At 39.1% G+C, this 12,066-nt stretch carries 10 protein-coding genes and 3 pseudogenes; 10 read left to right on the forward strand and 3 right to left on the reverse strand.

Annotation, left to right across the window (positions count from 1 at the left end):
• A pseudogene (locus ACGF49_RS23150) lies at positions 1–87 on the reverse strand (IS5/IS1182 family transposase); the annotation flags it as partial.
• A gap of 127 nt (positions 88–214) precedes the next feature.
• Between ACGF49_RS23150 and ACGF49_RS23155 the strand changes: the two are divergent.
• Complete coding sequence (locus tag ACGF49_RS23155; protein WP_158536633.1) at positions 215–382, forward strand: hypothetical protein; 168 nt, start codon at positions 215–217, stop codon at positions 380–382.
• Between the two features lie 79 nt (positions 383–461).
• Here ACGF49_RS23155 and hemA read toward each other — a convergent pair whose 3' ends face one another.
• Positions 462–1,727, reverse strand: a complete 1,266-nt coding sequence (hemA, locus tag ACGF49_RS23160) for a 5-aminolevulinate synthase (protein WP_113044358.1) — start codon at positions 1,725–1,727, stop codon at positions 462–464.
• A 575-nt stretch (positions 1,728–2,302) separates the two neighbouring features.
• On the opposite strand from hemA, the gene ACGF49_RS23165 reads away from it, so the two are divergent.
• The 3 genes from ACGF49_RS23165 (at position 2,303) to ACGF49_RS23175 (ending at position 5,166) form a co-directional block, all read left to right on the forward strand.
• Complete coding sequence (locus ACGF49_RS23165; protein WP_387492982.1) at positions 2,303–3,208, forward strand: ISAs1 family transposase; 906 nt, start codon at positions 2,303–2,305, stop codon at positions 3,206–3,208.
• Positions 3,209–3,594: 386 nt separating this feature from the next.
• Positions 3,595–4,086 (forward strand): GNAT family N-acetyltransferase, encoded by a 492-nt coding sequence (locus tag ACGF49_RS23170; protein ID WP_113044360.1) that lies wholly within the window; start codon positions 3,595–3,597, stop codon positions 4,084–4,086.
• A 12-nt stretch (positions 4,087–4,098) separates the two neighbouring features.
• Positions 4,099–5,166: a Gfo/Idh/MocA family oxidoreductase gene (locus tag ACGF49_RS23175; RefSeq protein WP_113044361.1), complete on the forward strand. Its 1,068-nt coding sequence runs from the start codon at positions 4,099–4,101 to the stop codon at positions 5,164–5,166.
• Positions 5,167–5,449: 283 nt separating this feature from the next.
• On the opposite strand, the gene ACGF49_RS23180 is transcribed toward ACGF49_RS23175, so the two are convergent.
• A complete protein-coding gene (locus ACGF49_RS23180) occupies positions 5,450–5,656 on the reverse strand; it encodes a hypothetical protein (RefSeq protein ID WP_113044362.1) in 207 nt (68 codons plus the stop codon).
• A 319-nt stretch (positions 5,657–5,975) separates the two neighbouring features.
• Between ACGF49_RS23180 and ACGF49_RS23185 the strand changes: the two are divergent.
• The 6 genes and pseudogenes from ACGF49_RS23185 to tssC form a co-directional block, all read left to right on the forward strand.
• Positions 5,976–6,248 (forward strand): annotated as a pseudogene (locus ACGF49_RS23185) (transposase); the annotation flags it as partial.
• A 165-nt stretch (positions 6,249–6,413) separates the two neighbouring features.
• The gene (locus ACGF49_RS23190; RefSeq protein WP_271859781.1) at positions 6,414–7,580 is read left to right on the forward strand and encodes an MFS transporter; all 1,167 of its coding nucleotides are present in this window, start codon (positions 6,414–6,416) and stop codon (positions 7,578–7,580) included.
• Positions 7,581–8,042: 462 nt separating this feature from the next.
• Positions 8,043–9,205, forward strand: a pseudogene (locus ACGF49_RS23195) (IS3 family transposase).
• Positions 9,202–10,161 (forward strand): ImpA family type VI secretion system protein, encoded by a 960-nt coding sequence (locus ACGF49_RS23200; protein WP_113043472.1) that lies wholly within the window; start codon positions 9,202–9,204, stop codon positions 10,159–10,161. The pseudogene ACGF49_RS23195 and the gene ACGF49_RS23200 overlap by 4 nt, the downstream one beginning before the upstream one ends.
• A gap of 101 nt (positions 10,162–10,262) precedes the next feature.
• Positions 10,263–10,820 (forward strand): type VI secretion system contractile sheath small subunit, encoded by a 558-nt coding sequence (gene tssB, locus ACGF49_RS23205; RefSeq protein ID WP_387492988.1) that lies wholly within the window; start codon positions 10,263–10,265, stop codon positions 10,818–10,820.
• Complete coding sequence (gene tssC / locus ACGF49_RS23210; RefSeq protein ID WP_387492991.1) at positions 10,807–11,982, forward strand: type VI secretion system contractile sheath large subunit; 1,176 nt, start codon at positions 10,807–10,809, stop codon at positions 11,980–11,982. Before tssB ends, tssC begins: the two co-directional genes overlap by 14 nt.
• Positions 11,983–12,066: the final 84 nt, after the last annotated feature.

The following is a 12,066-nucleotide window of genomic DNA, read 5'->3' on the forward strand; positions in this document are numbered from 1 at the left end:
AGGATGTCCCGGCCGTTGAGAATGTTCAGGGGGCAATAAGGGGAGCAGTAACTCCCATGCTTCATCAGGAAGGTCGTAACGAGCCATAACAGGTTTTTTCCGAAAGTCAGAACCAGGGGATTATTCTATCTCAGTCTATTGCGGGACACAGCCTAATATACCCTATGGATTTCAAGATGCATCGCGACGGCAAGGGAGAGAATCAGCTAACTATGTGACCGGGGTGAGCGAATGCAGCCAACAAAAAGGCAACTTGAAAGATAACGGATATATGCTCTTCATCTTTCAAGTTATATCTTTGTTGGCTACGCTTACTCTTCCCAGTCACCAAAGCAATCACATGAACGTCTTACAAACACAGATTGCATTTCAGTCAGATTAATGAGCACTGACCTTAGTATGATTTGATCGTCATTCCTTCTCAGTGTTATTTGATCATTCATGCAATTGCTTTACCCCAGTCACATAATTAGTTGTGTGGCTGAGGATTTACTTACCTGCCGCTGCGAAGTAATTTGAAATCTATTGGGTATATCAAATGAAAGAAATACTTCAGTCAACGCATTAGTTAATTGTATAATTTGTTCTTCCGAATGATTAGGAGTAATATTTACCCTAAGTCTCTCAGTTCCAACTGGTACAGTTGGTGAATTAATTGGTTGTAAATAAACATTATGTTTTTCAAGTAACTGATGTGTTACTGCTTTACATTTTATTGCATCTCCAATTAATACAGGTAATATATGTGTCTCACTAGAATTCATGATCGGAATTCCTGCTTTACTGAAATAATCTCTTAGCATTTTAGTTTTTTTATGTAGTTTTTTTCTTTCTGTATCAGAAACTTTCAAGTACTCAACACTTGCATAACATGCCGCCACTATAGCTGGTGGTAATGAAGTCGTAAATATAAACCCTGAAGCAAAAGAACGAATTGTATCAATTATTGGTTCAGAACCAGTAATATACCCGCCAATAATACCAACTCCCTTAGCCATAGTTCCTTGAATAATATCAATTGAACCTGCAATACCTAAGTCAGCAGCAATTCCTGCACCTCTAGGCCCATACATACCAATTGCATGTACTTCATCAAGAAATGTTAAAGCATTATACTTTTTAGCAAGGCCTACAATTTCTTTAATTGGCGCAATATCGCCATCCATAGAGTAAATCGATTCAAAAACAATTAATTTTGGTCGTTCATACGGTTGTTCCGCAAGTAACTTTTCTAAATTTTTTGTATCGTTATGTCTAAAAATTGCACGTTCTACCTTCGTACTACATATACCATTAATAATAGAAGCATGATTGAGTTCATCAGAAAAAACTATACAGTTTTCAAATAAACGTAATAAACACTGCAACGTTGCATCATTTGAGCCATATCCTGTTGGAAATACTAGTGCCAATTCTTTATCATGCCATTCAGCTAGCGAAGATTCTAAAACTCCATAATGATAGTGAGTACCCCCGATATTACGAGATCCCCCCGAACCTGCACCAAATAAATCAATCGCACTATGCATAGCTTCAACGACAACTGGATGTTGAGACATTCCTAAGTAATCATTACTACACCAAACAACAACAGACTCACCATTGTTTGAGCTATTTAGTTTAGCTAAAGGATATTGTCCACGAATACGATTTAATGTAACAAACTCACGATATTGTCCACTTTTTTTCAATGCTGCTAGCTTTTTACTAAGTATTTCTATATACATATTGAGCCTCCAATTATGGATTTAAATAAGCTTTCAAAATAGTAGATCACTTTGCAAAACGCCTTGTACAATAAGGGAGACAAGCTATACATAGCAGAGTTATGAGTTACTACGGTCTATCAAGCATCAAATTTGCACTATTCGGATATTAATCAAATAGACTAACTATATCAGTATTATGAAATCCTATTTATATCTATTCCTCTCATTTAAAATGATATTCTGTCAATAATAAAACACCTATAAACATTCCCATAAAAGGATTATAAATTCATTTTCTAATCAACACATGAAATTTTCAGTAAAAAATATCACCCCTTAAATGTTATAAAATTCATATTTATATAATTTTAAAATCGTGATAACATATTTATTAAAATAATTAATTTCATGATTACATTAATTCATAGTCCATATATTAAAATTAATTATTTTATGAAGTAAAATATTAAATATATTACTTTCCACTACAGTTATCTATCAAGGAAAAATTGCAAATACCTTAAAAAATCATAAATAATTTACTCCATACGGAAACATATGAGCCTATGCTTCTTTTTACGGGAAACTGAACCATGCTTACTGATATATTTGTACATTATTTTAGTGTCATACAAGATCCGAAACTATCTACCAAAGTCACTTGTCTCCTCTTTGATGTTTTATTCCTGACAATTTGTGCCACCATTGCTGGTGCATACAGGTGGAAACACATTGAAGATTTTGGTGAAGCCTATTTGGGCTGGTTTCAGGAAAAAAATCTCTTCCTTAATGGTCAGTCCGTTCATAACACGATTGCCCACATTATTCCCTGTCTTAATCCGCCCAAATTGGGACGTTGCTTTCTGCAATGGATCAAAACGGTTTATGGGCAGTTAGAAGGACTATTGATTACCATTGGTGGTAAAACCCTAAAAGGGACACATTACCATCATTCCAAACAATCTGCGATCCACATGGTAAACGCTTTTACTACCGCTAATGGCCTGATGATGGTTCAGAGTAAAAAACAAGAAAAATCAAATAAAATCAAAGCAACTCTAGAGATTATTTACTTACTGCAACTAAAAGAATACTTAATATCAATTAATGCGACAGGATGTCAAACCGAGATTACTTCATTGATTGTCGGACGAGGTAGTGACTATTTATTGGGTATCAAATGGAACCTCCATAAGGCTTTAAAAGCTGCTACTTCCAAACATATAGCCTGCCATCTCCCTAAGCACCTCTTTGTAGAAAGGTATCATGACCGAATTAAAATCCGTGAATATTATGTTTTACCGACCAGTCAGTTAACGAGAATCCCCCCTAATTGGAAAGGTTTGTCTCCGCCAAGTGCAATGGTGAATTATCAGCAGGAAATGTTGGGAGAAGTCTCCCTTGACTACCATTATTACATCAGCTCAGTCCCTGCCAGTACCGTAAGAGGATGTAGGGAAATTGAAATAGCTTACATTGGATACTGGATGCTTCAATAAAAGAAGATGCCTGCCAGATATACCTCCCAAACGAGGCAAAAATTCTGGCCTGTATAAGCATAATATGTTAATTATGTTAATTATGTTAATTATGTTAATTATGTTAATTATGTTAATTATGTTAATTATGTTAATTATGTTAATTATGTTAATTATGTTAATTATGTTAATTATGTTAATTATGTTAATTTTAGAATCAAAAAAATAATATTGAGTGTAAACAAAATTGCTGAAATAAATAGTCAGTATTTTAGAGGCAGTTCTTATTGCTGGATTAACTTCGGCGGCTAATAAGCAAGCTCTCATGCTCTTGCCCTAAGTTATCTATCATCTCATTCTAAAAATACACATTCATTACAAAAATAACTAATAGAGGCGAAAAAATCATGCAAGAAAATCTATCTATTCGTAAAGCTACAATTCAAGATACAGAAGATTTAGTGGAGTTAAGAAAAATTTTATTATCCAGTGGTAATACCCACTATTCCGCTAAAAGTGAAGAAGATAATTTAGCCTGGCAAAATGCATATAGAGATTGGATTAAAGAGAATATTTCAAACAAAAATGTATTAATTCTGGTTGGACAATATGGTGAAGATACAAGCATTTGTTCATGTGTTATTGGAATTATTGATTTACGAGCCCCTATGGTCGGTGCACTTAATGGGCGAATTGGTTGGGGACAATCTCTTGTAGTACGTAAGGATAGGCGAGATTTAGGGATTGCTGAAGCCATGATGGATAGTTTCCATAGTTGGTTTAAAAAGCAAGGTGTTCATAAAATTGTTATTCAATCTAGTAAAATGGCAGAAGAATTCAATAGAAAAAGAGGTTATATACACACTGGAGAACAATTATTATTTAAAACAATTAAATAGGAAAATGATACTATGAAAGTTTTAATTATCGGAATGGGCTTCTCAGGGAAAATGTTTGCTGAATCATTTCATAACATATCACATCTATACAATGAGGGCATTAGTATTGCTTATACTTCCAGATCCAAAAAGAATATTAGTTTGATGTACTACCCTACTGTCAGCTCAGCTTTAGAATTATTTAATCCAGACATATTAGTAATATCTGTTAATGATGAAAGTCATGGGGAAGTTTTATCTTTAATTCAAAAATTCAATGGATTTGTTATATGTGAAAAACCTTTTGTAGATCCTAGCTTCAAATTAAGCACAACAGAAAATCTATTAGAATTTTCATCAGGATTTTGTTTAAACATGGTTGCAAGATATTCACAAGCAGCTCGATTATTAAAAGTTTATGTAAAGGAAAATAATTTAAAACTGTTAAGAGCAAACTTCTTATGGGAAAAGAATAGAATTAATGACTATCGTCCAACAACAGGAATTATCAGTGAAATCATACACCCTTTAGATCTTATTCAGTGGATTAACTTCGATTCCCCATTATATTTAGACCACATTCAAGGTGTAAAGTCTGATTATTCAATATCTGGAAACGAAGTTCCAGACAGTGTTTCTATCATAGGTGAAATTAATGGAGCTGTAGTCACAGGATATAGTAGTTTTGTAAATCTATTTAGAAGAAGAGAATTAGATTTTGTTTTCCATAATGTTCATAATCAATTAATTTTTTCCCAACTAGCTTTTGACACACCAAACTGGTATGAAGATTCAGTAAGAATTTGGACAGAAACTAGTATTCAAACTGAAGAAATTTTATATTTCAACTCTCTTGACCATGAGTATAATGGAGATAGAAAAATAGAGCGGATTATCAATGTTGTCAAAGACATTACTGACTTTGTTATTCTGGGAAAAAAACCTTCTTTTGGATTTCCAACTATAAAAGAAGCTATACGCCTTCAAAAACTACTTAATACAATTGATTCTAAGAAGCCAAATTTTCATAAAGTCAAATATAACCATTCAAAAGAAAGAATCTTATTAAATGAGCAAAGTGGATTTGGACGATTAGGATAAAAATAATAAGGAACTTAAATGTGATTTTTCAGACCTCGACTGACAACTTTATGTATATTTAACATATGTTAGTTGAGGTTAATACGAACAAGAAAATACAGGGTCAAGTGGTGATTGACCAGATTATCCATACAACGGGTTCTGGCTACAGAGATTTAGTGATAAAAATTGGAGACATCTTGTGCATCCATCATATTTTCTATAAGGGGATCATTATAAGGTTCTGAAAGACCTCGTTGCACGAGATATGAAAGAACATGTGCATCTTTACTGTCATTTTTATCTAGGTTTTATAAAGCATTTCCCGGGCTCGAACACAGGAAAGGGAAGAAAGCAGCCGACATTCAGCTCTTTGTTGTACCAGACAATATGTGATATTACGGTGATAGCCAGCCGTTGGCTCAAATCCAACGCAGATTTTTAAATAAGGTTTGCTTGATGCCACGTCCAATAATCGTTTGTAATCAATTAGATCATTAGTTACCTTCATATAAACCTGCCGTCCGTTTCCAAAGAAGATCAGAGCATCATGTAATTTTTTCGCAATATCCAATGCAATAATGACAGTATCTGAGCTATGTTAATGTTGTTTCTGAGCAGTCATTTTTACCCGTCATCTTTCAAGTTGCCTCTTTGTTGGCTGCGCTCACTCACCCCGGTTACATAGTTATCTATGCTCCCGGGGATTCGCTCCCTTGCCGTCGCGATCCATCTTGAAATCCATAGGGTATATATCTTTCTATCATTTGAAGTGATACCACTTAATAGTTTGATAGAAATAGTTACTCATTGTTTTGTTACTGAAGTAACATGGCCTAGAGTTTTCCGAACATGAATGGATGGCTAAATTATTAGGTACTCAAATCTATTTTGCGCCCCCTTACTCCCGAGAACTTGGTGTCAATGAAAACACAAATGGATTGATTCGTCAGTATTTTCCAAAGAGAATAAACTTTTCATCAGTGACAGAACAGGAAACAAGATTTATCATGAATAGGCTTAATAATCACCCACGTAAGGCATTGAGGTATCCTCCTGATGAATTATTTAAGGGAATACGAACATGTTTACTTCCAGATTAACGATGTTGCACTTATTATGTGAATCTACCGTTATTTAAAGTTACTATGCGAATGTACACTATATATTGATAAAATAATTATTACTCTACTTTAATAACCAAGTGATTATAATATAATAAAGTTCATTATTTATAATATTTTCAACTATGTAAAGGTGGAAAAACCATGAAAAATGTCATTTTTTTAGCTATAGGTATGTTTTCATTGGGGTTTGATGCTTATATTATCGCCGGACTTGTACCTGGAATTAGCGATAGTTATCAAAAAAGCGCCTCTCAAGTCGGACAAGCCGTAAGTATATTTACCTTATGTTATGCAGTATCTGCTCCATTATTTGCTTCTCTTTTAGCAGGTAAACCTATAAAAAAAGTTCTATTAACTTCTATAGTAATCTTTGGACTTGCAAATGCATTAACAGCCGTCTCTCCAAATTTCTCTATATTTTTGATATCAAGAGCAATTGCTGGTGTTGGTGCTGGTTTATTTTCACCATTAGCTGTAACAGGAGCAACTATGTTAGTACCTGTGGAAAAGAAAGGGAGAGCACTTGGCTTAACAATAGGTGGAATGAGCATGGGAACTGTATTAGGTGTTCCTATAGGCCTTTACATCGCTAACCAATTTAATTGGCAATATGCAATGTGGTTTGTCGTTCTTCTTAGTTTAATTTCTGCTTTAAGCATTCTTAAATTTCTACCACATGTTCCAGTCACAGCCCCTCCAGCTATAAAAGAAAGAATTGCAATGTTTTTAGATAAAAGAGTAACCATCACTGTCTTAATAACATTCTTTGCAAGTATTGCAAGCTTGGGTTTATATACCTATTTATCTCCATTACTACAAGACCTTAATAACTCAAATGATTTAACAATATATTTATGGGCTTGGGGATTAGGTGGATTATTTGGTAGTATATCAATTGGGTATTTAATTGACTACTTTAAAAAACCCAAAACTCTAATGGCACTTATTCTAATCATTTTAACATGTTCCGTCGTATGTATTCCAATAATGATTAACCTATCGCTTATAAAATATTTACCGTTTTTCATATGGGGAGCTATGGGATGGGCATCAGGAGCACCTCAGCAACATATTTTATTATCTTATCAGCCTAAACACGGAAGCGCAGCCGTCGCGCTCAATAGTTCGATTAACTATCTAGGAAGCTCGGTAGGAGCTACATTAGGTGGAATAATTATATCTCTAGGAATGGGTACTATAGCTCTAATTTATTTTGCGGTTCTCTCTATGGTTATTTCATTAGGTTTTCAGTTTTATAGTATGAGAAGCAACGATTTTAAAACAGTTAACACTAAAAAATCTGTATAAAAAACAACCGGCCATTTCAGATATAAGATAAATGCCCGGTGACCTTACCTTATCCCAGCCATCCGGTTCATGCATGCTACAGCTTCCTTTCTTTATTTGGAGCCTAACATCATGAACCGTATCCAATACATGGCCGAACAAAAACAACAGCATATTATCAACTGATGTCGCAGTGACCTGGCCAGAAAACAGTATTGTGAACATCTGAACATCACCAACTGGCATGTTCTACATTTCGTGACCAAATTGCTGACAGCAAAAACATCCCAGATATTATCCAGACACTGCCCATCATATTCCCCATTTCACTCCAACCTACCGAAGAGTTCCCTCAACTTTTTATCCAATAACAATTATCCTCTTTCCGGTAAACCGTCGACATGACACCTAATGTAGTGGTCTAATAAAACCGGACACCCATTTAAGTGGTAAGATTACCACGTTAGTTAAAAGAGGTGTTCAATGACAAGACAACGTCGTACGTTTTCTACAGAGTTTAAGCGTGATGCTGCCAGTCTGGTACTTGACCAAGGCTACCGCCTTGCAGAAGCAGTTAAGTCACTTGGTGTGGATGAATCGGTACTGCGGCGCTGGGTTGAGCAACTTGAGCAAGAACGGGGCGGTGTGACACCGAAGGCTAAAGCCCTGACGCCAGAGCAGCAGCGCATTCAAGAGCTGGAGGCCAGAGTCAATCGGTTAGAGCGGGAGAAAGCGATATTAAAAAAGGCTACCGCTCTCTTGATGTCGGACGAACTCGAACGTACACGTTGATAGACTCGTTAAGAGAGCATGAAGCAGTGGAATTAGTCTGTGATGTGTTTGATGTTGCCGCCAGCAGTTATTACGAACACAAGCATTGCAGCAGGCTGATTAATGTTGAACGGTTAGAGCAGCGCAGTAAAATCACCGCGTTATTTAAAGCAAGCCGCCACTCAGCGGGTAGCAGAACGTTACTGGGCATGATGCGTGCTCTGGGGTATCAGATAGGGCGCTTCAAGGTCAGAAGCCTGATGAAAGAAGCCGGGATAATCAGTAAGCAGCCTGGCCCACACCGTTATCAAACAGCCCGGACTGAACGGTCAGATATCCCGAATCATCTCAATAGGGAATTTGACGTTAGCGCGCCAGATAGTGTCTGGTGCGGTGATATTACCTATATCTGGGCAGAAGGCGGCTGGCATTATCTGGCTGTGGTACTGGATTTATACTGTCGTCGAGTGGTTGGCTGGGCATTATCGGCAAAGCCGGATGCGGATTGAGTGGTTAAAGCACTGGACATGGCATACGAGCAACGCGGCAGACCGCAAAACGTGATGTTCCATTCAGACCAGGGTAGCCAATATGCCAGCCATTCATTCCGGCAAAGGCTGTGGCGTTATCGCATGACGCAAAGTATGAGCCGCCGTGGCAATTGCTGGGATAATGCCCCAATGGAAAGGCTGTTTAGAAGCTTGAAATCAGAATGGATGCCTGTAACCGGTTATATGACCAGAGCAGAAGCCCAGCGGGATATAAGTTTTTACCTGATGGATTATGACAACTGGAGTCGGCCACATCAGTTCAACGAGGGGGTGCCACCGGCAAAAGCTGAGGCTCTCTCTAATTTACTGTCCGGAATTAGTTGACCACTACAAGCGCTGAATTCATACATCTGATTCAATTGTCGCAGGGAAAAGCTGAACAGCAATTCGGCGACTTTATCATTCCGACACAGGAACCTGACTGGCGACAGATAGAGAAAAGCGCACTTGCTCTGCTAGCACGCAGCAAAGATCTGCACATTATTATCCTGCTCATGCAAGCCTGGTGCCGCCAATACGGCTTGGTTGGATATGCACAAGGTCTGATGTTATTGGAACAGACAGTTGCGCGTTATTGGGAAACCTTGTGGCCCGCCGTAAAACAAGATGGTGAACCAGACCCACTGATGCGTATTAACGCATTACAGGGGCTAGGTGATGGTTTTGCGCTGGCTAAACAGGTGCGTCTGTGCGAATTCGCCCGCAGGAATGGGATAATCCTCACCGTGGCAGATATCATGAAATGTCTGGATGGCAGTAACACGGAAGAGAGTCCATTTCCCGGTGGGATAGATCTTCTGATTGCTGAATTACAGCAAGGTGAAGCACCGGTGATAAAGCTAATCCCACAAATAGCCGCCACCCTGCAATGCCTGATTAACACATTACGTAGCCATCTTGGTGACAGTGGTCTGCCAGATATGCGCCGTCAAATGGCAATATTTCACCATCTGGTACAGCTTCTCGCCCCGCAACCCGATACTGCTCAAATTGAGGAGGATAGCCAACATCCCCTACCGGGCAATGGTAACAATACGCACCAACCAAGCCTATCCAATAGCTGGCAGCCATCCAGTATCCAGAATCGTGAACAGGCTCAACAAGCGCTGGAAGCGGTACGGCAGTACTTTCTATTACATGAATCCAGTCATCCAGCACCATTGATGATTGCACGAGTGAAACATCTCATTAACCAGGATTTTATGAATATTATGCGCAATCTTGCTCCAGAGGCTGTCGATCAACTTGAACACTTTTTGGGCTGTAAAAAGCAGACATAACGCGAGCTGAGGAGACAGCAAAATGGGGGGTAATACGCTGGAAAAGCCGCTGTTACTCCGTCAATGACTCATAACTACTGATTTTGTCGATGGAGAATACTATGTCAGGATCAAACAGCGGGCAAAAATTCATCGCCCGTAATCGTGCACCACGAGTACAAATTGAATACGACGTCGAACTATACGGTGATGAACGTAAGGTTCAACTCCCTTTTGTCATGGGAGTGATGTCGGACTTAGCTGGAAAATCTGCTGATCAACTTCCTCCACTCAGTCAGCGAAAGTTTCTCGACATTGATGTTGATAATTTCGATGACCGCATGAAATCACTACTCCCAAGCGTTGCCTTTCCGGTGGACAACACCTTGAGCGGTGAAGGGAAAATTCAAGTCGCTCTCACTTTCAACACAATGGATGATTTTCTACCTGATGCGATAGCACGTCAGGTTGAACCACTTAATCAGCTCCTGGAAGCACGTACTCAACTGGCTAACCTACTGTCTTATATGGATGGCAAAAGCGGAGCCGAAGAGCTAATCGCGACTACCCTACAAGATCCGGCATTACTGAAATCGTTAAGTACTGCACCGCTGAACAACACAGAATCCACAAATCCAGCAGCAAAACAAGAGCAGGGAGACAGCCATGAGCCAGCCTGAAATCCACTTAGCTGGTGAAAACTCCAGCCAAACGACTCACTACAATCAGAGTGAACTTAATGCGTTACTCAGGAAAGAATTTCGCCCTAAAACAGATCAGGCACGCCTCGCCGTGGAAAACGCCGTTAAAACTCTGGCACATCAAGCGCTGGAAAACAGTCTGACCTTATCGAGCGACACTTTCAGCACCATTCAGGTACTGATTGCCGCCATTGACAACAAACTTTCGCAACAAATCAACGAAATTCTCCATCACGCTGATTTTCAAGCACTGGAGGGTGCATGGCGTGGTCTGCTCTATTTAGTCAGCAACACGGAATATGCTTCCTGGCGTAGTCTGCGCGAATCGGAAGATGCTCGTTACATTGGCTTGGTCATGCCACGTTTTCTGGCACGTTTACCTTACGGTATCAGCACTAATCCCGTTGAAAGATTCGATTTTGAAGAAAAAACCGCAGGAGCTACCCACAGTAACTATGTCTGGAGCAATGCAGCCTATGCGATGGCGGTGAACATTAACCGTTCCTTTAAAGAATATGGCTGGTGTGCATCCATCCGGGGCGTCGAATCAGGCGGAGCAGTGGATAAACTGATCTGTCACACTTTTCCGACAGATGATGGTGGTTTGGATATCAAATGCCCAACGGAAATTGCTATCAGTGATCGTCGTGAAGCTGAGTTAGCAAAAAACGGCTTTATCCCGTTGGTTTACCGTAAAAACTCCGATTTTGCGGCATTTATCGGCGCACAATCACTGCAAAAACCTGCGGAATATATGGATGCCGACGCCACAGCAAACGCTAATCTGGCCGCTCGCTTACCTTATCTGTTTGCCTGCTGCCGATTTGCACACTATCTGAAATGTATTGTGCGTGACAAAGTGGGATCATTTCAGAGCCGCGACGACATTGAACGCTGGCTAAATAAATGGATCATCAACTATGTTGACGGCGATCCCGCCAACTCCTCACAACAGACCAAAGCGCGCAAACCACTAGCAGCGGCTGAAGTACAGGTCATCGAACAGGAAGATAACCCCGGATATTATCAAGCCAAATTCTTCCTGCGTCCCCACTATCAACTGGAGGGATTAACGGTTTCCCTGCGGCTGGTATCAAAACTGCCCTCTCTAAAACCTGTCTTTCCTACACAAATATTTTAACCTGCCCCCTCGTTATTGAACTTTTTCCTCATAGATTGATCTCAATAACAAACACGACTTGAGGTAATCTTTATGTTTTCAACC

The organism is Photorhabdus sp. RM96S, assembly GCF_042879335.1.
In the GTDB taxonomy this organism is placed as follows: domain Bacteria; phylum Pseudomonadota; class Gammaproteobacteria; order Enterobacterales; family Enterobacteriaceae; genus Photorhabdus; species Photorhabdus kayaii.

Coding starts and splice junctions, on each gene's coding strand:
- ACGF49_RS23170 (WP_113044360.1), top strand. CDS start 3,595: ATGCAAGAAAATCTATCTATTCGTAAAGCTACAATTCAAGATACAGAA.
- ACGF49_RS23165 (WP_387492982.1), top strand. CDS start 2,303: ATGCTTACTGATATATTTGTACATTATTTTAGTGTCATACAAGATCCG.
- ACGF49_RS23180 (WP_113044362.1), bottom strand. CDS start 5,656: ATGAAGGTAACTAATGATCTAATTGATTACAAACGATTATTGGACGTG.
- hemA (WP_113044358.1), bottom strand. CDS start 1,727: ATGTATATAGAAATACTTAGTAAAAAGCTAGCAGCATTGAAAAAAAGT.
- tssB (WP_387492988.1), top strand. CDS start 10,263: ATGTCAGGATCAAACAGCGGGCAAAAATTCATCGCCCGTAATCGTGCA.
- ACGF49_RS23175 (WP_113044361.1), top strand. CDS start 4,099: ATGAAAGTTTTAATTATCGGAATGGGCTTCTCAGGGAAAATGTTTGCT.
- tssC (WP_387492991.1), top strand. CDS start 10,807: ATGAGCCAGCCTGAAATCCACTTAGCTGGTGAAAACTCCAGCCAAACG.
- ACGF49_RS23190 (WP_271859781.1), top strand. CDS start 6,414: ATGAAAAATGTCATTTTTTTAGCTATAGGTATGTTTTCATTGGGGTTT.